Source organism: Spirillospora sp. NPDC047418, assembly GCF_040643275.1.
Taxonomy (GTDB): domain Bacteria; phylum Actinomycetota; class Actinomycetes; order Streptosporangiales; family Streptosporangiaceae; genus Spirillospora.
On record NZ_JBEYTW010000130.1, the window covers coordinates 1 to 21,900 of the forward strand.

At 73.4% G+C, this 21,900-nt stretch carries 19 protein-coding genes; 7 read left to right on the forward strand and 12 right to left on the reverse strand.

All coding sequences use genetic code 11. The annotated features are described in order from the left end of the window. Positions 1-141 precede the first annotated feature (141 nt). From tyrS to argC, 10 genes are all read right to left on the reverse strand, one after another. On the reverse strand, positions 142-1,419 hold the full coding sequence (gene tyrS / locus ABZ806_RS41500; RefSeq protein ID WP_500224343.1) for a tyrosine--tRNA ligase: 1,278 nt from the start codon (positions 1,417-1,419) through the stop codon (positions 142-144). Between the two features lie 107 nt (positions 1,420-1,526). Then, a complete protein-coding gene (locus tag ABZ806_RS41505; protein ID WP_500224345.1) occupies positions 1,527-2,162 on the reverse strand; it encodes a DNA-3-methyladenine glycosylase in 636 nt (211 codons plus the stop codon). 71 nt (positions 2,163-2,233) lie between these two features. Beyond that, complete coding sequence (argH, locus tag ABZ806_RS41510; RefSeq protein WP_500224348.1) at positions 2,234-3,652, reverse strand: argininosuccinate lyase; 1,419 nt, start codon at positions 3,650-3,652, stop codon at positions 2,234-2,236. A 190-nt stretch (positions 3,653-3,842) separates the two neighbouring features. Beyond that, positions 3,843-5,045: an argininosuccinate synthase gene (locus ABZ806_RS41515; RefSeq protein WP_500224351.1), complete on the reverse strand. Its 1,203-nt coding sequence runs from the start codon at positions 5,043-5,045 to the stop codon at positions 3,843-3,845. Between the two features lie 66 nt (positions 5,046-5,111). Then, the gene (locus tag ABZ806_RS41520) at positions 5,112-5,615 is read right to left on the reverse strand and encodes an arginine repressor (RefSeq protein ID WP_500224400.1); all 504 of its coding nucleotides are present in this window, start codon (positions 5,613-5,615) and stop codon (positions 5,112-5,114) included. Positions 5,616-5,623: 8 nt separating this feature from the next. Further along, positions 5,624-6,541, reverse strand: a complete 918-nt coding sequence (gene argF / locus ABZ806_RS41525; protein ID WP_500224355.1) for an ornithine carbamoyltransferase — start codon at positions 6,539-6,541, stop codon at positions 5,624-5,626. Positions 6,542-6,543: 2 nt separating this feature from the next. Continuing rightward, positions 6,544-7,737: an acetylornithine transaminase gene (locus ABZ806_RS41530; RefSeq protein WP_500224357.1), complete on the reverse strand. Its 1,194-nt coding sequence runs from the start codon at positions 7,735-7,737 to the stop codon at positions 6,544-6,546. Then, positions 7,734-8,684, reverse strand: a complete 951-nt coding sequence (argB, locus tag ABZ806_RS41535) for an acetylglutamate kinase (RefSeq protein WP_500224360.1) — start codon at positions 8,682-8,684, stop codon at positions 7,734-7,736. Before argB ends, ABZ806_RS41530 begins: the two co-directional genes overlap by 4 nt. Beyond that, the gene (argJ, locus tag ABZ806_RS41540) at positions 8,681-9,838 is read right to left on the reverse strand and encodes a bifunctional glutamate N-acetyltransferase/amino-acid acetyltransferase ArgJ (RefSeq protein WP_500224363.1); all 1,158 of its coding nucleotides are present in this window, start codon (positions 9,836-9,838) and stop codon (positions 8,681-8,683) included. Before argJ ends, argB begins: the two co-directional genes overlap by 4 nt. After that, entirely contained in the window at positions 9,835-10,863 is a 1,029-nt protein-coding gene (argC, locus tag ABZ806_RS41545; protein WP_500224366.1) for an N-acetyl-gamma-glutamyl-phosphate reductase, read from the reverse strand. The genes argJ and argC overlap by 4 nt, the downstream gene beginning before the upstream one ends. 240 nt (positions 10,864-11,103) lie before the next feature. Here argC and ABZ806_RS41550 point away from each other — a divergent pair, with 240 nt between their 5' ends. From ABZ806_RS41550 to ABZ806_RS41560, 3 genes are read left to right on the forward strand one after another with little or no spacing between them, the layout of a single operon-like run. Continuing rightward, the gene (locus ABZ806_RS41550; RefSeq protein WP_500224369.1) at positions 11,104-11,619 is read left to right on the forward strand and encodes a MarR family winged helix-turn-helix transcriptional regulator; all 516 of its coding nucleotides are present in this window, start codon (positions 11,104-11,106) and stop codon (positions 11,617-11,619) included. Beyond that, positions 11,616-12,584 carry an ABC transporter ATP-binding protein gene (locus ABZ806_RS41555; protein WP_500224372.1) on the forward strand — a complete coding sequence of 323 codons (969 nt, stop codon included), beginning with the start codon at positions 11,616-11,618 and terminating at the stop codon, positions 12,582-12,584. Before ABZ806_RS41550 ends, ABZ806_RS41555 begins: the two co-directional genes overlap by 4 nt. Further along, on the forward strand, positions 12,581-13,432 hold the full coding sequence (locus ABZ806_RS41560; RefSeq protein WP_500224375.1) for an ABC transporter permease: 852 nt from the start codon (positions 12,581-12,583) through the stop codon (positions 13,430-13,432). The genes ABZ806_RS41555 and ABZ806_RS41560 overlap by 4 nt, the downstream gene beginning before the upstream one ends. A gap of 420 nt (positions 13,433-13,852) precedes the next feature. On the opposite strand, the gene ABZ806_RS41565 is transcribed toward ABZ806_RS41560, so the two are convergent. Together ABZ806_RS41565 and ABZ806_RS41570 are read right to left on the reverse strand one after the other, a co-directional pair. Further along, on the reverse strand, positions 13,853-14,587 hold the full coding sequence (locus ABZ806_RS41565; protein ID WP_500224404.1) for a DUF7873 family protein: 735 nt from the start codon (positions 14,585-14,587) through the stop codon (positions 13,853-13,855). Between the two features lie 71 nt (positions 14,588-14,658). Then, positions 14,659-16,275: an ABC-F family ATP-binding cassette domain-containing protein gene (locus ABZ806_RS41570; RefSeq protein WP_500224378.1), complete on the reverse strand. Its 1,617-nt coding sequence runs from the start codon at positions 16,273-16,275 to the stop codon at positions 14,659-14,661. A 283-nt stretch (positions 16,276-16,558) separates the two neighbouring features. On the opposite strand from ABZ806_RS41570, the gene ABZ806_RS41575 reads away from it, so the two are divergent. From ABZ806_RS41575 to ABZ806_RS41590, 4 genes are read left to right on the forward strand one after another with little or no spacing between them, the layout of a single operon-like run. After that, the gene (locus ABZ806_RS41575) at positions 16,559-19,306 is read left to right on the forward strand and encodes a helix-turn-helix transcriptional regulator (protein ID WP_500224381.1); all 2,748 of its coding nucleotides are present in this window, start codon (positions 16,559-16,561) and stop codon (positions 19,304-19,306) included. A gap of 56 nt (positions 19,307-19,362) precedes the next feature. Next, positions 19,363-20,310 carry an ABC transporter ATP-binding protein gene (locus ABZ806_RS41580; RefSeq protein WP_500224385.1) on the forward strand — a complete coding sequence of 316 codons (948 nt, stop codon included), beginning with the start codon at positions 19,363-19,365 and terminating at the stop codon, positions 20,308-20,310. Beyond that, entirely contained in the window at positions 20,307-21,080 is a 774-nt protein-coding gene (locus ABZ806_RS41585) for an ABC transporter permease (RefSeq protein WP_500224393.1), read from the forward strand. Before ABZ806_RS41580 ends, ABZ806_RS41585 begins: the two co-directional genes overlap by 4 nt. Beyond that, on the forward strand, positions 21,077-21,871 hold the full coding sequence (locus ABZ806_RS41590) for an ABC transporter permease (RefSeq protein ID WP_500224397.1): 795 nt from the start codon (positions 21,077-21,079) through the stop codon (positions 21,869-21,871). Before ABZ806_RS41585 ends, ABZ806_RS41590 begins: the two co-directional genes overlap by 4 nt. The last annotated feature ends 29 nt before the right edge of the window (positions 21,872-21,900 follow it).

Below are 21,900 nucleotides of genomic sequence, written 5' to 3' on the forward strand. Positions count from 1 at the left end.
CAACGACGCCCTTGCCTCCGGCTCGGAGTTAGCACCACCTCTTCCTCCAGGGGACTTTCACCCCCAAGCAATCGCCCATGCTGGGCGCACCATGGCGACCGCCCGCCCGGTACGGGACCGGACGGGCGGTGGCGGGACGGCTCAGGAAGCGGTCACCTCGACGCCGCCCACGTTCCGCTTACCCCGTCTCAGGACGAGGAAGCGGCCGTGGAGGAGGTCGGCGGCCGCCGGCGCGGCGTCCTCCGACTCGACCTTGGCGTTGTTGAGGTAGGCGCCGCCCTGGGTGATGGCACGGCGCGCCTCGGACTTGCTCTTGCAGAGCCCGGAGGCCGCCAGGAGGTCGACCACGCTCGGCAGGTCCCCGGGCCCTACCTCCGCCCGGGGCACCTCCGCGAGCGCCGCCTTCAGCGTCCGCTCGTCCAGTTCCTCCAGGGAACCCTGCCCGAACAGGGCGCGGGAGGCGGCGACGACGCGGGCCGTCTCGTCCGCGCCGTGGACGAGCGTGGTCATCTCCTCGGCGAGCGCCCGCTGCGGGGCGCGCGCGGCCGGACGGTCGGTGCCCAGCTTCACCAGCTCCTCGATCTCCTCGCGGGAACGGAAGCTGAAGAACTTCAGGAACTGCTCCACGTCGCGGTCGTCCGCGTTGATCCAGAACTGGTAGAACGCGTAGGGCGAGGTGAGCTCGGGGTCGAGCCAGTACGTCTCGCCGCCGGCCGTCTTGCCGAACTTCGAACCGTCCGCCTTGGTGAGGAGCGGAGTGGTCAGCGCGTGCGCGCTGCCGCCCTCGACGCGGCGGATGAGGTCGACGCCCGCGGTGAGGTTGCCCCACTGGTCGCTGCCGCCCGTCTGCAGCCGGCAGCCGTGCCGCCGGTACAGCTCCAGGAAGTCCATCGACTGGAGCAGGACGTAGCTGAACTCGGTGTAGCTCATGCCCGTCGAGTCGAGCCGCGCCTTCACCGTCTCGCGGGCGAGCATCCGGTTGACCGGGAAGTGCTTGCCGATATCGCGCAGGAACTCGATGGCGGACATCGGGCCCGTCCAGTCGAGGTTGCTGACCATGGTGGCGCCGGTCGGCCCCGCGTGGAAGTCGAGGAACCTCGACACCTGGCCGCGGACCCGCTCGACCCAGGCGGCGACGGTCTCCTCGGAGTTCAGGACGCGTTCGGCGCTCTTGCCGCTCGGGTCGCCGATCAGGCCGGTGGCGCCGCCGACGAGGCCGATCGGCCGGTGGCCCGCCTTCTGGAAGCGCCGCAGCGTGAGGATCTGGATGAGGTTGCCGAGGTGCAGCGACGGCGCCGTCGGGTCGAAGCCGCAATAGAGCGTGACCGGTCCCGCGGCGAGCAGGGCCCGCAGTTCGTCCAGGTCGGTGGACTGCGCGATCAGGCCGCGCCACGCGAGATCGTCCAGGATGTCGGTCACGGTCTCCCTCGTCTCCGGCTTGCTTTCCGTACACCCGCCAGCCTGCACCAGCGGGCTCATGTCGCGCCAACGATATTCAACGGCCGGTTTCGCGGTGGCGGGGCGCGTCAGTCACCGGCGGGAAGCTTCTTGCGCTGCTTGGGGACGTGCGGGCGGTACGGGGAGACGCTCGGGTCGCCGTCGATCCAGAACCGCCACGGGACCTCCTTGGCGCCGCTCACGCCGGTCCGCGGTCCGTTGCGGATCAGTGCGGGGTCGACCGGTTTGCCTTCGAGGACGGTCATCTCCCCGCCGGGGGTGCACACGTCCAGGCCGTTCTGCTCGCGGGCGATGCCGAGGGCCTGGCAGAGCCGGGCCGGGCCGCGGGCCAGGTCTCGGACGGACGAGCGCGGCCGCCGCGCGCGGGCGAGATCCTCACCCGTGATGATCTCGCCCGCGCGGAGCAGCACCGCCATGGACGTGCCCTCCGGCGCGCACACCAGGTTCATGCAGAAGTGCATGCCGTAGGTGAAGTACACGTAGACGTGGCCGGGCGGCCCGAACATGACCTCGTTGCGCCGGGTCCGCCCCCGGTAGGCGTGGGAGGCGGGGTCCAGGGGCCCCGCGTACGCCTCCACCTCCGTCAGCCGCGCGGCGACCTCGCCCTCCGGTGTGCGGTGCGCGATCACGCGCCCGAGAAGCGAGGGCGCCACCTCCTCCACCGGACCGTCGAAGAAGTCCCGCGGCAGCAACGCTCCGTCCATCGCCTCACCATCGTCGAAAGAGTCGGTCGTGCCAGCCTATGCCCGCCCCCGGGACCGGGCCCGCGCGGAGGTCAGGAGTCGGAGCCGGACGCCCAGGCGGCGTGCTCGTTGACCAGGGCGCGCAGCGCGTCGAGCTGCTCGCGGACGCGGTCCGGCGCCGTCCCCCCGTACGCCTTCCGCGACGCCAGGGCGCCCTGGACGTTCAGCACCTCGCGGACGTCCGGCGTCAGGTGCGGCGACACCTTGGCGAGCTCCTCGTCGGTGAGGTCGTCGAAGTCCTTGTCGTTGACCTGGCACCAGACGACGAGGTGGCCGACGACCTCGTGCGCGTCGCGGAACGCCGTGCCGCGCCGGACGAGCAGCTCGGCGAGGTCGGTGGCCAGGGCGAAGCCGTCCGGGGCGAGGGCCTCCAGGCGCTCGGTGTTGACCCGCATCGTCGCGATGAGGCCGGACATGGCGGGCAGGACGAGCAGCAGCGTCTCGACGGCGTCGAACGCGCCCTCCTTGTCCTCCTGCAGGTCGCGGTTGTAGGTGAGCGGCAGGCCCTTGAGGGTGGTGAGCAGGCCGACGAGGTGGCCGATGAGGCGGCCCGCCTTGCCGCGCGCCAGCTCGGCGACGTCGGGGTTCTTCTTCTGCGGCATGATCGACGACCCGGTGGCGTAGGTGTCGTCCATCTCGATCCAGCGGAACTCCTGCGACGCCCAGAGGCAGACCTCCTCGCCGAGGCGCGACAGGTGCACGCCGATCAGCGCGGCGGCGAACAGGAACTCGGCGACGAAGTCGCGGTCGGCGACGGCGTCCATGGAGTTGGGCGCGGCGGCGTCGAAGCCGAGCTCGGCGGCGGTCGCCTGCGGGTCCAGCGGCAGCGACGAGCCGGCGAGCGCGCCGGAGCCGAGCGGGGACACCGCGGCGCGCTTGTCCCAGTCGCGGAGCCGGTCGACGTCGCGGGTGAGCGGCTGGACGTGCGCGAGGAGCTGGTGGGAGAACAGCACGGGCTGCGCGTGCTGCAGGTGCGTCATGCCGGGCGCGGCGACGCCGAGGTTGTGCTCGGCCTGCGCGATCAGCGCGGTCTCCAGCTCGACCAGCCGGGAGGTGATCTGCCGGGCGTGGTCGCGCAGGTAGAGGCGCAGGTCGGTGGCGACCTGGTCGTTGCGGCTGCGGCCGGCGCGCAGCTTGCCGCCGAGGGCGCCGAGCCGCTCCAGCAGGCCGCGCTCCAGCGCGGTGTGGACGTCCTCGTCGGCGACGGTGGGCCGGAACTCGCCGGACTTGCACGCCTCTTCGAGGTCGTCCAGGGCACCGATCATGCGCTCGAGCTCGTCGTCGGTGAGCAGCCCCGCCCGGTTGAGGACGCGGGCGTGCGCGCGCGAGCCCATCAGGTCGTAGGGGGCGAGCCGCCAGTCGAACTGGACGCTCACCGAGAGCCGCGCGAGCGCGTCCGACGGGCCGCCTTCGAACCGGCCGCCCCACAGCCGCGTCGGTGCCTTGGTCACGAAATTTCCTCTTCTTCCCACCGCTGATCGTTTGTCGTCTCCGCGCCGGCGCGGCACGCGGGGACGCCCGCGGAGGGCGTCCCCGCGCGTGCCGGCGCGTCCGCCAAGGGTACGGCGAAACCCCGTCCTCCAGCCCCCACCCGCCGCCAGACAAACGACGAGCTTCGCTCGGCCGCCGTTCCCCGCGGGGTCAGGCGTCCAGGTCGCGGTCGCGCTTGGCCGCCATCTTGCTGGGCAGGCTCCACAGCTCGACGAAGCCCTTGGCGAGGCTCTGGTCGAAGGCGTCGCCGGTGTCGTAGGTGGCGAGGTCGTAGCTGTAGAGGGACGCGTCGCTGCGCCGGCCGGTGACGACGGCGCGGCCGCCGTGCAGCGTCATCCGGACCTCGCCGGACACCTGCTTCTGCGCGTCGGCGATGAACGCGTCCAGCGACTCCTTCAGCGGCGAGAACCAGAGGCCGTCGTAGACGAGTTCGCCCCACCGCTGGTCGACGGACCGCTTGAAGCGGGCGAGGTCGCGCTCGACGGTGACGTTCTCCAGCTCCATGTGCGCGGCCATCAGCGCGATCGCGGCCGGGGCCTCGTAGACCTCGCGGCTCTTGATGCCGACGAGCCGGTCCTCGACCATGTCGATGCGGCCGACGCCCTGCGCGCCGGCGCGCCGGTTCAGCTCGGCGATGACCTGGTACGGGGTGAGCGGGCGGCCGTCCAGCGCGACCGGCACGCCGGACGCGAACGTGATGACGACCTCGTCGGCCCCGCGCGGCTCGGCGGGGTCGGCGGTGTAGTCGTAGACGTCCTCGATGGGCCCGTTCCAGATGTCCTCCAGGAACCCGGTCTCGACGGCCCGGCCCCACAGGTTCTGGTCGATGGAGTACGGCGACTTGGCCGACACGTCGATCGGCAGGCCCTTGTCCTCGGCGAACGCGATGGCCTTGTCCCGCGTCCAGGCGAAGTCGCGGGCGGGCGCGATGACCTTCAGGTCGGGGTCGAGGGCGGACAGGCCGGCCTCGAAGCGGACCTGGTCGTTGCCCTTGCCGGTGCAGCCGTGCGAGACGGTGGTGCCGCCGAACTGCTTGGCGGCCGACACCAGGTGCTTGACGATCAGTGGCCGCGACAGCGCCGACACCAGCGGGTAGCGGTCCATGTAGAGGGCGTTGGCCTGCATGGCCGGGACGCAGAAGTCCGCGGCGAACTCCTCCTTGGCGTCCACGACGACGGCCTCGGCGGCGCCGCAGGCCAGGGCCCGCTTGCGGATGGTGTCGAGGTCCTCCCCGCCCTGGCCGACGTCCACCGCCACGGCGATGACCTCGCCGCCGGTCTGCTCGGCGAGGAACGGGATGGCGACGGAGGTGTCCAGGCCTCCGGAGTACGCGAGTACGACGCGCTCGCTCATGGTCTTTGTCTCCTGTGCGAAAGTGTTCGGATTTCGGAAGGCTGGGATGGGGGCCGCCGGGCGGCCCTAGCTTCGTCGTTCGCGCCCGCTGGTCAGCCTGAGGAGCGCTTCCGCGACGTCCTCCCCGCCGCTTGGGTCGCGGGAGATGACGAGGATCGAGTCGTCGCCCGCGACGGTCCCGAGGATCGCCGGCCACTCGGCGTGGTCGATCGCCGAGGCCAGGTACTGCGCGGCCCCGGGCGGGGTCCGCACCATGACCAGGTTGGCCGACGCCTCGGCCGAGACGAGCAGCTCCGCGGCGAGCCGGGAGAGCCGTCCGGTGAAGGTCTCGGCGGCCCCGGTGCGGGCCCGCCGGATCCGCTCGCCGCCCTCTCCGGGGACGGCGTAGATCAGGCTGCCGTCGTCGGCGCGCAGCTTCACCGCGCCGATCTCGACCAGGTCGCGCGACAGCGTGGCCTGGGTGACGTCGACGCCCTCGTCGCCGAGGAGCTTCGCGAGCTCCCCCTGCGAGTGGACGGGGTGCCGGGTCAGCAGCTCGATCACCCGGGCGTGCCGGGCGGCCTTGGTCATGGGGGTCGTCACCGGGACCGCTCCAGAAGCCAGACGAGCAGCGCCTTCTGGGCGTGCAGCCGGTTCTCCGCCTCGTCCCAGACGCGGCTCCGCGGTCCGTCCAGGACGGAGGCGGCGATCTCCTTGCCGCGGTAGGCGGGCAGGCAGTGCAGGACGATCGCGGCGGGGTCGGCGAGGGCGAGCAGCTCCTCGTCGACCGAGTACGGCTCGTAGCGGGAGGTGTCTTTGCCGTCCTGGCCCATCGACACCCACGTGTCGGTGGCGAGGACGTCGGCTCCGGCGGCGGCCTTCGCGGCGTCGTCGGTGACGGTCACGGACCCGCCGGTCGCGGCGGCGATCTCGGTGGCGCGGGCCACGATCGCCGGGTCGGGCGGCAGCGACGCGGGGGCGCCGACGCGGACGTGCATCCCGGCGGTGGCGCAGCCGAGCAGGTAGGAGTGCGCCATGTTGTTGGCGCCGTCGCCGAAGTAGGCGAGGACGGCGCCGGCGAGGTCGCCCTTCGCCTCCCGGACGGTCTGCAGGTCGGCGAGGATCTGGCAGGGGTGGAACTCGTCGGTGAGGGCGTTGACGACCGGGACGGTGGTGCCGGCGGCCATCTCGTCGATGCGCTCCTGCCCGCCCGTCCGCCACACGATGGCGCCGACCTGCCGCTCCAGGACCCGCGCCGTGTCGGCGATCGTCTCGCCGCGGCCGAGTTGGCTCGTTCCCGCGTCCATGACGAGGGGGTTGCCGCCCAGCTCGGCGATGCCGACGGCGAACGACAGCCGGGTCCGGGTGGACGGCTTGTCGAACAGGACGGCGACCGACCGCGGGCCTTCGAGGGGCCGGTACCCGAACCGGTCCTTCTTCACCGCGGCGGCGAGGCCGAGGACCTCGGCCTGCTCGGCGGGGGCGAGGTCGTCGTCCCGGAGGAAGTGCCTGGTCATGGTCATCCCTCCTGGCCCGGGGAGGCGGCGTCGAGGATCGAGGGGAAGGCGTCGGTGAACGACCGCGCCTGCTCGGCGGTGAGGACGAGCGGCGGCGCGATCCGCAGCGCGTCCGGCTGGAGGGCGTTGATGAGGAAGCCGGCGTCGCGGGCGGCGGCCTCCACCGCGGGCGCGTGCGGCCCGGTGAGGACGGCGGCCCGCCACAGCCCCCGGCCCCGGACGCCCGCGAGCAGCGGGTGGTCGATGGCGGCGAGCCCGGCGGCCAGGGCCTCCCCCACCGAGACGGCGTTGGCGAGCAGGCCGTCCTTCTCGATGGTGCCGAGGACGGCGAGGGCACCGGCGGCCGCGACCGGGTTCCCGCCGAACGTGCTGCCGTGGTCGCCCTTGGCGAACAGGTCGCCGTGCGGGCCGAACGCGACGCAGGCGCCGATCGGCAGCCCGCCGCCGAGGCCCTTGGCGAGGGTGATGACGTCGGGCCTGGCGTTCTCGTGCTCGAACGCGAACCAGGTCCCGGTGCGGCCGATCGCGGACTGGATCTCGTCGGCGACGAACAGCGCGCCCGCCGCGTCGCAGATCTCCCGGGCGGCCGTGAAGTACCCGTCCGGCGGCGGGACGACCCCCGCCTCGCCCAGCGTGGGCTCCAGGAACACGGCCGCGCAGTCCTCGTCGACGGCGGCCTTCAGCGCACCGGCGTCACCGTAGGGGACGAACCGGACGTCGATGGCGAACGGCCCGAACGGCTCCCGGATCGACGCCTTGCCGGTCAGCGACAGCGCGCCGAGGCTCCGGCCGTGGAACCCGTTCTCCGCGGCGACGAAGTAGGACCGCCCGTTCCGCTTGCCGTACTTGATGGCGAGCTTCAGCGCGCACTCGTTCGCCTCGGTGCCGCTGTTGGCGAGGAAGACCCTCCCGTCGCCGCCGAGCAGCTCCCGCAGCCGCTCGGCGAGCAGCACCTCGGGCTCGTTCAGGAACAGGTTGGACGTGTGCGCCAGCGTCGCGGCCTGCGCCGACACCGCCTCGACCAGGGCCGGGTGCCCGTGCCCGAGGGAGCTGACCGCGATCCCGGCGATCAGGTCGAGGTACTCGCGGCCGTCGGTGTCCCAGACCCGGCAGCCCTCGCCGCGCGCCAGCGCCACCGGCGGCACGCCGTAGTTCGGCATGAACGCCGCCTCGAACCGGCTCCGCAGGCCGCTCATGCGGTCACCTCGGCGGTCGCCTCGGCGGGGGCGCCCGGGAGGCTGGGCAGCACCATCGTTCCGATCCCTTCGTCGGTGAAGATCTCCAGCAGCAGCGAGTGCGTGACGCGCCCGTCCAGCACGTGGGCCTGCGGGACGCCGCCGCGGACGGCGGCCAGGCACGCCTCCATCTTCGGCACCATCCCGGCGGACAGGCCGGGCAGCAGCGCGGCCAGCTCGTCGGTGGTGAGGCTGTCGATCACGTCGTCGCTGTCGGGCCAGTTCGCGTAGAGGCCGTCGACGTCGGTGAGGACGACCAGCTTCGCCGCGTCCAGCGCGACGGCCAGCGCCGCGGCGGCCGTGTCGGCGTTGACGTTGTACACCTCGCCGTCGTCGCCGCGCGCGATGCTGGACACGACCGGGACGCGGCCGTCGTCCAGCAGCGCCCGGACGGCCCCGACCTGCACCTCGACGATCTCGCCGACCTGGCCGATGTCGACCTTCGCGCCGTCCACGACCGCGTGCTTGCGCTCGGCGGTGAACAGGTTCGCGTCCTCGCCGGACATGCCGAGCGCGAACGGCCCGTGCCGGTTGATCAGCCCGACGACGTCCCGCTGCACCTGCCCGGTCAGCACCATCCGGACGACCTCCATGGCCTCCGGCGTGGTGACCCGCAGCCCGGCGGTGAACGTCGAGTCGATGCCGTTGCGGGCGAGCGCCGCGTTGATCTGCGGGCCGCCGCCGTGCACGATCACCGGCTTCAGCCCGGCGTAGCGCAGGAACACGATGTCCTCGGCGAACGAGCAGCGCAGTGTTTCTTCTGTCATCGCGTGCCCGCCGTACTTGATCACGACGGTCGTGCCGTGGAAGCGCTCCAGCCACGGCAGCGCCTTGATGAGGGTCTCGGCCTTCGGCAGCACGCCCGCCCGGGTGCCGCGGATCTGCGCGCCGGTGGTGATCGCGCTCATGTCGAGTACGCCGAGTTCTCGTGGACGTAGTCGGCCGTGAGGTCGGTCGTCCAGACGGTGGCGCTGTGCGGGCCGGCGGCCAGGTCGACGGTGATCGTCACGTCGCGGGGGCGCAGGTCGACCTTGTCCCGGTCGTCGCCGGACGCGCCGTTGCGGCACACCCACACGCCGTTGATCGCGACGTTGAGGTGGTCCGGTTCGAACGCCGCGTCGGTGGTGCCGACCGCCGACAGCACCCGGCCCCAGTTCGGGTCCTCGCCGTGGATCGCGCACTTGAGCAGGTTGTTGCGGGCGATGGAGCGCCCGACGGTGACCGCGTCGTCCTCGGACGCGGCGCCGACGACCTCGATCGCGATGGCCTTGGAGGCGCCCTCGGCGTCCACGAGCAGCTGCCGGGTGAGGTCCGCGCACACCTCGGTGAGCAGCGCGGTGAACTCCTCCTCGTCCGGGACGGTCCCGGCCGCGCCGGACGCCAGCAGCAGGACGGTGTCGTTGGTCGACATGCAGCCGTCGGAGTCGAGCCGGTCGAGGGTGGCGCCCGTCGCCGCGCGCAGCGCCCGGTCGAGCGCCTCGGCGGGCAGGTCGGCGTCGGTCGTGACGACGCAGAGCATGGTGGCGAGGGACGGGGCGAGCATGCCGGCGCCCTTGGCCATCGCGCCGATCATGTAGCCGCCGGCGCCCTGCCGGAAGGAGATCTTGGCGACGGTGTCGGTGGTGCGGATCGCGTCGGCGGCGGCGAGCCCGCCGTCGCCGCGCGACAGCTCGGCGGCGGCCTTGTCGACGCCGGGCAGCAGCAGGTCCATCGGGAGCCGCTCGCCGATCAGCCCGGTGGAGCAGACCGCGATCTCGCCGGCGGAGTCCGCCAGCAGCTCGGCGGCCTTCTCGGCGGTGGCGTGGGTGTCCTGGAAGCCGGGCGCGCCGGTGCAGGCGTTGGCGCCGCCCGCGTTCAGCACGACCGCCCGGACCCGGCCGCCCTTGAGGACCTGCTCCGACCACAGGACGGGCGCGGCCTTCACGCGGTTGCGGGTGAAGACGCCGGCCGCCGCGCGGGAGGGCCCGTCGTTGACGACGAGGGCCAGGTCGCGGTTGCCGCTGTCCTTCAGCCCGGCGACGACGCCGGCGGCGCGGAAACCCCTGGGGGCGGTGACGCTCACGGGGAGACTCCGATCGTGGTGAGCCCGAGTTCTTCGGGCAGGCCGAGGGCGATGTTGGCGCTCTGCACCGCGCCGCCCGCGGTGCCCTTGGCGAGGTTGTCGACGGCGGCGACCACGACGATGCGGCCGGCCGCCTCGTCCAGGGCCGTCTGCAGCAGGACGGTGTTCGCGCCGAGCGTCATCGACGTGGCGGGCCACCGCCCCTCGGGCAGCAGGCCGGCGAACGGCTCGCCGGCGTAGGCCGCCTCGTAGGCGGCGCGCACCGCCGCGGCGGTCACGCCGGGCCGGGCCTTGGCCGTGCAGGTGGCGAGGATGCCGCGGCTCATCGGCGCGAGCGTCGGGGTGAAGGACACCGTGACCGGCTCCCCCGCCGCCGCGCTCAGGTTCTGGATCATCTCGGGCGTATGCCTATGCGTCCCGCCGACGCCGTAGGCGGACACCGAGCCCATGACCTCGCTGCCGAGCAGGTGCGGCTTGAGGGCCCGTCCCGCGCCGGAGGTGCCGGACGCGGCGACCACGACGGCGTCGGGCTCGGCGAGCCCGGCGGCGAACGCCGGGGCCAGCGCGAGCGACACCGCGGTCGGGTAGCAGCCCGGCACGGCGATCCGCCTGGCGCCGCGCAGCGCGTCCCGGTGGCCGGGCAGCTCGGGCAGCCCGTAGGGCCAGGTGCCCGCGTGGGGCGTCCCGTAGAACGCCTCCCAGGCGGCCGGGTCGGCGAGCCGGTGGTCGGCGCCGCAGTCGATGACCAGGACGTCCTCGCCCAGCCGCGCGGCGAGCGGGCCGGACTGGCCGTGCGGCAGCGCCAGGAACACCACGTCGTGGCCGGCCAGGGTCTCGGGGGTGGTCTCGGCCAGGACGCGCCCGGCCAGCGATCGCAGGTGGGGCTGGTGCGCACCCAGTTCGGTGCCGGCGTTGGTGCCGGCCGTCAGCGCGCCGATCTCGAACTCTGGATGTCCCGCCAGGATGCGCAGCAGCTCGCCGCCCGCGTACCCGCTGGCGCCGGCGACCGCCGTCCGGATTCCCATCTCCCCATGCCCTCTCGAAGACAACAAGCAAGAGTATGCAGGACCTTGGATGCCTATTCAACGCCGGGGCCCTGTTTTCCCACTCGCTGAGATGAGCGCCACACCTCCCGCGCCTCCGCGCGTCAATGCAGGTTGACACGTGACACACGTCAACCTATGTTGACGCCATAGGTCGAACGGAGAGTATTTAGGGGGTTAAAGGTTTGCCATCTAAAATTCAGGCCCCTAACATCACCTGCCATGGGGAACTTCGGTATCGACGACCTCAAGCTGTACGGCCCCAGGGAGGAGTGGCCGATCGGCAGGCTCTTCGCCGCGGCCTCGCGGCTGTCGGGCCCCGTCGTCTGGCGGATCGTCGAGCGGCACGGCATCAGCCCCGCCGGGTACTTCCTGCTGCGCCTGCTCATCGTCGAGGACGGCCTGCGCCCCGGCGAGGTCGCCAAGCGGCTGCACGTGACCCCCGCGACGGTCACCTCGGTGGTCGACACGCTGGAGCGCAACGGGCACGTCCGGCGGGAGCCCTCCCACCGCGACCGGCGCGGGGTCATGCTGCGCGTCACCGACTCCGGGCGGCAGCTGCTCGCCGAGAAGTCCGAGCCCATCGGGCGGGACCTCGGCCGCCTCTACGACGTCGTCGGCGAGGAGGACGTGGAGGCCGTCCGCCGGTTCCTGCTCAGGCTGATCGAACGATTCGAGAACTACCCCCACGACGACCACGACGACAACCACCAGGAAGCAGAGGGAGACGGCGCATGACCGAACCCCCGGAGGCCGCCGTACGCACGGTCGGCCTCGAGAAGACCTACCCCGCCTCCGGGCCGCGCCCCGCGGTCCCCGCCGTCCAGGGCATCGACCTGGAGGTCCCGCGCGGCGAGTTCTTCGGGCTGCTCGGCCCGAACGGCGCGGGCAAGTCCACCACCATCGGCATGCTCACCACGCTGGTCGTCCCGACGGGCGGCAGCGCGCAGGTGACCGGCCTGGACGTGGTGCAGGACGCCGTCGAGATCAAGCGGCGCATCGGCGTGGTCTCGCAGAACAACACCCTCGACAGCGACCTCACCGTCGTGGAGAACCTGGAGTTCCGCGGCCGGTACTTCGGGCTGAGCGCCCGGGACGCCCGCAAGCGGGCCGCCGAGCTGCTGGAGCTGTTCGGGCTGACCGAGGCGCGCGGCGGCAACCCGTTCGAGATCTCCGGCGGGCAGGCCAAGCGCGTCATGATCTGCCGCGCGCTCATGCACGGCCCCGAGGTGCTGTTCCTGGACGAGCCGACCGCCGGCCTCGACCCGCAGACCCGCACCAACCTGTGGGAGGTGCTGCGCGGCCTCCAGGCGGCGGGGCAGACGATCCTGCTCACCACCCACTACATGGAGGAGGCCGAGGCCCTCTGCGACCGGGTCGCCGTCGTCGACCGCGGCAGGATCCTCGCGAGCGGCACCGTCGACCAGCTGAAGTCCAGCGCGGGCGCCGACACCGTCATCACCGTCAGCTACGACGCCGCCGCCCCGCAGGAGATCAAGAAGCTCTCCGACCGGGACGGCATCAGCAGGGTCGAGGTGGCCGACGGCCAGGTCCGCGTCTTCGCCGCCGACCCCGAGGGCATCCTCGGCGAGCTCGTCACGATCGGCTCCGCCGCCGGCGTCGGCGTCACCGACGCCACCCAGCTCCGTCCCAGCCTGGAGACCGTCTTCCTCGCCCTCACCGGAAGGGAATACCGCGAATGACCGCCTCAGCCGCTCCCGCCGTCCTCGCGCCGCCGCCGCCGGCGCGGGCGACGATCCCGCGCACGTTCGCCGCGATGATGGCGCGCGAGGCGCGGGTCATGCGCAAGAACTTCCTGTCGACGTTCGTCCGGGTGCTGGTGCAGCCGGTGATGTTCGTGTTCGTGTTCGCCTACGTCCTGCCGAAGCTCGGCGGCGGCGCCATGGCGGGCGGGCCGGGCGGGCCGTCGTTCTCCACCATCCTCGTGCCGGGCCTGGTCGGCTCGTCCATCATCATGCAGGCGATGATGGCGGTGATCTTCCCGCTGATGATGGAGCTGACCTGGCAGAAGTCGATCACCGACCGGGCGCTGGCGCCGGTCCCGATCCCGCTGCTGGCCGCCCAGAAGATCATCGCGGCGGCGGTGCAGGGCCTCATCGGCGGGCTGCTGGTCTTCCCCGCGGTGCTGCTCATCCACGCCGACGGGCAGGCGCCCGAGGTGCACGTCGGCAACTGGCCGGTGCTGATCCTCGTCATGGTCGCGGGGTCGCTGCTGTCGGCCGCCGGCGGCCTGCTGCTCGGCACGATCATGAACCCGCAGAAGGTCCAGGTCCTGTTCGCGATGGTGCTGCTGCCGATGACGATGCTCGGCTGCGTGTACTACCCGTGGTCGGCGCTGGACAATATCCGCTGGCTGCAGATCGCGAGCCTGTTCAACCCCCTCGTCTACGTCAGCGAGGGGCTGCGGAGCGCGCTCACCCCCGGCATCCCGCACATGCCGTCGTGGGCGTTCCTGCTGGCCATCGTCGGCGGCACGGTCCTGCTGACCTGGGCCGCGACCCGCACCTTCACCAAGCGCGTCCTCACCTGACCGAGCGCGCGAGCGGGGCCCGGGGGTTTTGCCATCCCCCGGGCCCCTGTGGTTACCGCCCAGTTCGCACACCGGTGCCAGGCGGACGCGGATCATCCTGAACGGCTCCGGCGCGTTTCCGTTACGCCATCGCCCATCGAGCTGGGCGAGCCGGATTCGAACCGGCATTTCCGGAGTGTCGTCCGCGTCCGCACGATCCGGTGATCGGCGGTGAATGCTGAGCTTGGAGCAGGAATCTGAGGTTGAGCGGGCGGCTGCCTCTACCGTTGGGCCACCCCGGCGCGGGTGCCGGGGGCGGGACTCGAACCCGCACTGGACGCTCACCCTGATCAGCTTCGGCTTCAGCTTCAGCTTGCGCTCCTCGCGCACCCCCCGCGCGGCGGCGGGGGGATCCTATGGAGTTGTCGCGGGCTCCCCGGCTCAGCCGAAGACGTAGCCGAACACGGCGTCGCCGACACGCTGGTCGGTCACCTCGGCGCCGTTGGCCTCCTCCCGAGCGAACTTCACGGCGTCCTTGAGCTTCTCGACACGGTCGAGCAGCTCGTTGACCCGCCGGGCGGGCAGGGCGCCGGAGAACTTCACCGTCGTCCAGTGGCCGACGGCGATGTCCTCGTAGTAGACCTCGACCTGGGCCGGGTGCTTGTCGGTCGCCTCCGCCTTGACGTGGTTGCGCGGCACCTTCCTGGTCTTCACCGTGCGGACGGGCTCGGTGCGCCACACGTCGGTGGACGGGTCGAAGGTCCACGTCTCGGCCGCGTCCAGCATCGGCAGCTTCCGCAGGAAGGCGTGCAGGTCGGTCAGCTGCTTCTCCAGGAACAGCAGGTAGGTGACCGGCACGTCCCGCACCAGCGTCGTGCCGTCCACGGTCACGTCGGCGCGGGCCGTGCAGTTCGCCCAGTCCTTGGTGGCGGTGACGTCGAGCAGCCGGGTGAGGGAGCGCGCGACATCGCGCAGCACCCCCTCGACCGTGACCTGGACGCGGGTGGACTCGGCCGGCAGCTGCTCGCCGTCCTCGTCCTTCGGCTGGTAGGTCCGCGAGATGCCGGACAGCAGCGGGGCCTTCTGCGTCGACTGCTGCGCCGCCGCCAGGTCCTGGACGGACTTGCTCTTCACGCCCTTTTCGACCGCGATGATCTGGTTGAGCCTCGTCGGCATCTCGTTCACTTCCCCTCGATGACGAGCACGACCGTAGCAGCGGAGATATCCCAAGATCACCCGATTTTCCGTTACATCGACTCCGCCTCGGTGAGGCCGGCGGCGCGGTCCTGGCGGAGCCGGCGGGTGAGGCCGAGGGTGCGCAGGAACGGGACGTCGTGGCTGACCACGATCAGCGCGCCCTCGTAGGCGGACAGGGCCTGGGCGAGCTGGGCGGCGCTGGCCATGTCGAGGTTGTTCGTCGGCTCGTCCAGCATGAGCAGCTGCGGGGCGGGCTCGGCGAGCAGCAGGGACGCCAGGACGGCGCGGAAGCGCTCCCCGCCCGACAGGGTCGCCGCGCGCTGCTCGGCGCGTGCTCCCCGGAACAGGAACCGGGCGAGGCCGGCCCTGATGTCGTTCACCGAGGCCGACGGCGCCTGGGCGCGGACGTTGTCGATGACGCTCAGGTCCTCGTCCAGGATGTCGAGGCGCTGCGGCAGGTAGCGGACGCCGTCCACGCCGATCTTGACCTCCATTCCCTCGGGCACGCGCTCGCCGGTGAGCGCGCGGAGGAACGTCGTCTTGCCCGAGCCGTTCGGGCCGGTCAGCGCGATCCGCTCCGGACCCCGGACGATCAGCTCGGTGAGCGTGCCGGTCTCCGGTTCGGGCGCGGCCAGGCCGGTCACCGTGAGGACCGTCCGGCCGGCCGGGACGCGGGTGGCGGGCAGCTCGATCCGGATCTCGGTGTCCGCGCGGACCGCCTCCTCCGCCTCGGTGAGCCGGGTGCGGGCGTCGGCGAGCCGCTCCTCGTGCATGATGCGGTGCTTGCCGGCCGACTCCTGCGCCGCCCGCTTCCGCGCCCCCATGACGATCTTCGGTTCGCGCTTGTTCTCGAACATCTTGTCGCCGTAGCGCTTGCGCCTGGCGAGTTTGACGTGGGCCTCCTCCAGCTCGCGCTTCTGGCGGCGCAGGTCCGTCTCGGCGGACCTGACCGTCCGTTCGGCCGCCTCCTTCTCGACGGCGAGCAGCTCCTCGTACTCGGTCAGGTTGCCGCCGAACGTCCGGACCGCGCCGTCGCGCAGGTCGGCGATCTCGTCGACGCGGTCGAGCAGCTCCCGGTCGTGGCTGACGACGACGAGCACGCCCGTCCAGGACGCGACCGCGTCGTAGAGGCGGCGGCGCGCGTCCAGATCGAGGTTGTTGGTGGGCTCGTCCAGCAGCAGGACGTTCGGACGGGCGAGGAACCGCGCCGCGAGGCCGACCATCACGGCCTCGCCGCCGGAGAGGGTCGGGACGGTCCGGTCCAGGTCGAGGTGGTCGAGGCCGAGCCGGTCGAGTTCGGCGCGGGCGCGCTCCTCGACGTCCCAGTCTTCCCCGACCGCGGTGAAGTTCTCCTCGGTGGCCTCGCCGCGCTCGATGGCGTGCAGCGCGGTGCGGGTCGCGGTGATGCCGAGCAGGTCCGAGACGGTCGCGGCGCCGTCCAGGACGAGGTTCTGCGGCAGGTGGCCGACCTCGCCCTCGACGGCGACGGTGCCCGAGGCGGGCCGCAGCCCACCGGCGATGATCTTGAGCAGGGTGGACTTGCCGGAGCCGTTGACGCCGATCAGCCCCGTCCGGCCGGTGCCGAACGCGGCGTCGAGGCCGTCCAGGACGACGGTGCCGTCCGGCCAGGCGAACGACAGGTCCGAGCACACGATGGCGAAAGACATAAAGGGCGGTCTCCATGGGTGTCGAGATGGTTTCGGGCTGCATGGAGACACCGCGGGAACGCGCGACGCGCCGGCGGGCATGAAAAAGCCCGGCGGGACGAGGGTCCGCTCTGAGGTCACGTGCGCGGGCCGGAGACGGCCATACGCGCGGTGTCGGACCTCAGATCCTCAATGGACTCCCCTGCCGGGCGACAATAAGACGACCACAAGCTTACCTGACCGGCAACCACAACACAAGTGGCGTCAAGAGACCTTCCGGTGGATCTTCGCTGGAGGGCCCGGCATGCTGGTGCGGGTGGGAACCGTCAGCCCCGTGTTCGCCGGGCGCGCCGCCGAACTGGACGAGTTGCGCCGCGCGCACACGCGGGCCTGCGCGGGCGCGCCCGCCGCCGTCCTCGTCGGCGGAGAGGCGGGCGGCGGCAAGACCCGCCTGGTCACCGAGTTCACACGGGAACTGCGCACGCTGACCGGCGGGTGCCTGGACCTCGGCGCGGCCAGCCTGCCCTACGCGCCGTTCAGCGCGATCCTGCGGCGCCTCGGCCGGGACGCGGTCGCGTCGCTGATGCCCGGGACGGCCCTGCCGGAGCTGGCCCGGCTGATGCCCGGCCTGACCGCTGCCGCGCCGCCGGCCGACGACGGCACCGGGCAGATGCGGCTGTTCGAGCACGTCCTGACGCTGGTGGAGCGGCTCGCCGAGCCGGAACCGGTCGTGCTGGTCGTCGAGGACGCCCACTGGGCCGACGGGTCGACGCGCGATCTGCTGTCCTTCCTGCTCCGGAACCCGCCGCGCGGCCGGGTGCTGCCGGTCGTCACGTTCCGTCCCGAGGAGCCGGGCACCCGGCCGCTGTTCGCCGAACTGGCCCGCCTCCCGCACGTGGCGCGCGTCGACCTTCCGCCGCTCAGCCGGTCCGAGGTAGCCGACCAGGTGCGCGGCATCCTCGGCGCCGCCGACCCCGCGCTGGTGCGCGACGCCCACGCGCGCGGCGGCGGCAACCCGCTGTTCGTGGAGGCGCTCGTCGGCAGCCGGGGCGAGACGGTCCCCGGCTCGCTGCGCGACCTGCTGCTCGGCCGCGTCCGCCGGCTGCCGGCGGAGTCCCGCGCGGCGCTGCGGGCGGCGAGCGCCGGCGGGGAGCACGTCGGGCACGCGCTGCTGGCGGCGGTGACCGGCCTGCCCGAGTCCGGGCTGAGCGCGGCGCTGCGCCCCGCCGTCGACCACGGCCTGCTCGTCGCGGACGGCGACGGGTACGCGTTCCGGCACGCGCTCATCCGCGACGCCGTCCACGAGGACCTGCTGCCCGGCGAGCGCGCGGCGCTCCACCGCCGGTACGCCGAGGCCGTCGAGCGCCGTCCGGAGCTCTGCGACGCCCCGGCGAGCGCACTCGCCGTCCACTGGCAGGGCTGCGGTGACCACACGCAGGCCCTGGCCGCCGCGTGGTGGGCGGCCGAGGAGCGGCGGGCGGCCACCGCCTACGCCGAGCAGCTCGCGCTGCTGGAGCGCGTCCTGGAGCTGTGGGACCGGGTACCGTCCGCCGAGTCCCTGACCGGCCTCTCCCGGTCCGAGGTGCTGGAGGCCGCCGGGGACGCCGCCGGGGTCTGCGGCGATCCCCGCCGCGGGCTCCCCTTCGTCCAGCGGGCCCTGGCCGAGACGGACCGCGACCGCGACCCGGACCGGGCGGCGCGGCTGCTGGCGCTCCGCGCGATGATGGCCGGATACCAGGGCGGGGATGACGAGCTGGACGACCTGCGCGAGGCCGAGCGGCTCGCCGCACGCCCCACCCCGGCGCGCGTCCACGTGCTCGCGCGGCTGAGCGCCCGGCTGCTGGTCTACGGGGAGACCGGCGAGGGGGAGCGCTTCGGCCGGGAGGGGCTCGAACTGGCCCGCACCGTGGGCGCCGGCCCTGCGGACGGGCTGCGCCTGACGGCGGCGGCCGCGGCGGCGCGCGACGGCGACGGTGATCTGATGGCGCTGCGCCGGCTCCGGCACGACGACCTCGGGCCGTGGGAGCTCACGCGGGTGCTCAACCTGCTGGCGCACTGCGCCCTGAGCCGGGGCCGGGCCGCCGAGGCGCTGCGGCACACCGCCGAGGGGCTCGCCGTCGCGGAGGGCGCCGGGCTCGTGCACAGCGCGGGCGTGGCGCTCGCGGTCAACGAGGTCGAGGCGCTCTACCGGCTCGGCCGCTGGGAGGAGGCTGCGGAGACGCTGCAGCGGCGGCTCGACCGCCACCACGGGCCCGCCCTGCGCGTCCAGCTGATGATCTGGCGGATCGCGCTGCTGGCGGCGCGCGGCACCGGCCCGGAACCCGACCCGGAGACCCTCGCCGTCCCGCTCGGCGGCGGGCTGCCGCAGACCGCGCTGCCGCTCGCCCAGATGATCATCGAGTGGCGGCTGGCGGAGGACGACCGGCCGGCCGCTCGCGCCGCCCTGGACTCGGTGCTGCGCCATCCGCGGCTCACCGTCCAGCCCTGCCACCTCTGGCCGCTGCTGGAGGCCGCCGCCCGCGCCGGCGGCGCGCAGCTCCCCGAGATCGGCGAGCTGGCCGCGCGGCTGCCCGCCGCGACGCCCGTGGCGGCCGCGCACCGGGCGTCGGTCACCGCGCTGACCGGCGGCCCGGCCGCCTGGGACACCGTGATCGGGACGTGGGAGGAGCTGGACCAGCCGCATCCGCTCGCGCGGGCGCTGTTCGACGCGGCCTGCGCCGACCTCGCGGACGGGGACCGGGCGGCGGCCGCCGCCCGGTTCGACCGTGCCGCCGGGATCGCCGCCCGGCTCGGCGCCGCGCCGCTGGCCCGCCGCATCTCCGAGCGGGCGCGCCGCGCGGGCCTGGCCGGGCCGTCGGGCGGGCCGCTCACCGCCCGCGAGTCGGAGGTGATGCGGCTGCTGGCGCGGGGCCGCTCCAACCGCGAGATCGCCGAGGAGCTGGTCATCTCGCCCAAGACCGCCAGCGTCCACGTCTCGAACATCCTCGCCAAGCTCGGCGTCGCCTCGCGCGGCGAGGCCGTCGCCGCCGCCCGCGACCGCGGTCTGGTCTAGGAGATAGGCCGCCGCCTTATGGCCCGGGCCCCCTCCTTACGGCGACGGTCGGAGGCATGGAAGCCGCCGTGCACACCTCCGGCCTGCGACGCGTCTACAGGCGCGGCCGCAAGGACCCCGTCGTCGCCCTGGACGACCTGACCCTGACCATCGAGCGGAACGAGATCCACGGGCTGCTCGGGCCGAACGGCGCGGGCAAGACCACCCTCGTCAAGATCCTCTCCACCGTGCTGCTGCCGTCGGGCGGGTCGGCGCGGATCCTCGGTCACGACGTGGTCGCGGACACCCGCGACGTCCGGTCGCTGATCGGGCTGGTCCTCGGCGGCGACCGGGGCCTCTACGACCGGCTGTCCGCCCGCCGCAACCTGCTGTTCTGGGGCGCCCTCTACCGGCTCGACGCCCGCACGACCCGCGAGCGCGCCGACGCGCTGCTGGAGCGGGTCGGTCTCGCCGAACGCGCGGACGACCGCGTGGAGCGGTTCTCGCGCGGGATGCGGCAGCGCCTGCACCTCGCGCGGGGCCTGCTGCACGAGCCGCGGATGCTGTTCCTGGACGAGCCGACGTCCGGGCTCGACCCGGTCGCGGCGGGGGCGTTCCGGCGGCTCGTCCTCGACCTGCGCGCGGAGGGCCGCACGTTCCTGCTGGCCACCCACGACATGGACGAGGCCACGGCGCTGTGCGACCGGGTGACGCTCATCGACCGCGGCCGGATGCTGCTGAGCGCCGACACGGCGCGGGTCGGGCGGTTCCTCGGCGAGCGCGAGTGCGTCGACTTCACGCACCCCGACCCGTCCGTCGCCGAGGGCCTGGCGCTGCTGCCGGACGTGACCGGCGTCGAGCGGCGGGACGGTGCGGCGTGGCGCGTCCACACGGCCGGCCGGGACGGCAGCCGCCGCGTCCTCGGCTGGCTGCTGGACCGCGACGTCCTCACCGCCCGGCGCGGCGAGCCGAGCCTCGAAGAGGTCTACCTGCGCGCCGTGGGCGACCGGGGGATGCGGGTATGAGCACGCTCCGCGCGATGTGGCGGGCGGTGCTGCTCCAGGTCGCGCTGTCGCGGCGCGCGCCGGAGCACGCGCTCATCCTGCTGATCGCCCCGATGCAGACCACGACGATGCTGGCGCTGACCGTGACGTCGCACCGCCCGGACGCCGTGGCGAACGCCGTCCTCGCGCCGGGCCTGATCGGGCTCTGGGTCGCCGCGCTCGACCACGCCGGGCGCATCGTCCCCGAGGACCGCTGGGCCGGGCGGTTCACCCCGATGATCGCGGCGCCCGTCCCGCTCGGCCCGGTGGTGGCCGGGCGGGTCGCGATGGTGGTGCTGGTCGGCGCCGCCGCGTTCGCCGAGTCGTGGCTGGTCGCGGCGCTCGGCTTCGGCCGGGTGGTGGCGGTCGCCGATCCCGCGCTGTTCGCCGTCGCGGTCGCGGTCACCTGCCTGGCGACGATCGGGACCGCGACCCTGCTGTCGGCGGTGCTGGTGGTGTCGCGGGCGCGGGACGTCCTGCAGAACTCGCTCGGCTACCCCTTCTACATCCTCGGCGGGATCCTCGTGCCGGTCGCGGCGCTGCCCGGCTGGCTGCACCCGTTCAGCCGGGTGGTGTTCCTGTCGTGGAGCGCGGAACTCCTGCGCGGCGCCGTCCGCGGCGACGCGGACGCCTGGTTCCGGCCGGTCGCGGCGATCCTCGGGCTGGGCGCGGCGGCGATGGCCGCGGGCCTGTGGCTGACCCGGCGCTACGTCGACCGCTCCCGCCGGGAGGGCATGGTGGAGTTCGCGTGAGGCACGTGCCGCGGATCGCCCGGGAGTCGCTGATCCTGGGGTTCGCCGAGATGGGGGCCGTCTACACCTGGCGCACGTGGACGGCCGGGTGGCTGGTGCGGCTCCTCTGCCAGGCCACGTTCTACGCCCTGCTGGGCCGCTACGTCGGCGACGAGGACACGATGCGGTACGTGCTCGTCGGCAACATCGTCGTCCTGGCCTGCATGGAGTCGACCATCGTGGTGATCTCGCTGGCCGGTGAACGGCGCATGGGGACGCTGCCGCTGCTGGCCATCGCGCCGTCCGGGCACCTGCCGGTGTACCTGGGGCGCGGGCTCCAGTGGACGGTGACGGGGCTGATCAGCTCGTCGGCCGCCTGGCTGGTGCTGCCGCCGCTGCTCGGGGTGCCGCTGCCCTGGCCGCGCGCCGGATACGCCCTGCCGGTCGTCCTGCTGATCCTCCTCAGCAGCTACGGGTACGGGTGCGCGCTGGCGGGCGTCGCGCTGCGGCTGCGCGGCGTCGAATGGCTGGTGCTGAACGTCGCCTACGGGATCGTGATGACGTTCGGCGGGGTGAACGTGCCGGTCGAGGTGTGGCCCGCGCCGGTGGAGTTCGCGGCGCGGGCGCAGCCGGTCGTGCACGGGCTGGAGGCCGTGCGCGGCATCCTCGACGGCGCGCCCGCCGGCCACATCGTGGGGCTGCTCGGGATCGAGGCGCTGGTCGGGGCCTGCTGGTACGCGGTCGCGGCGCTGTCGATGGACCGGCTCGTGTCCGTCGGCCGCCGCGACGGCAGCCTCGACCAGGCCGGCTGAGACGCGGCCGTGCCCCGGACCCCGCGCGG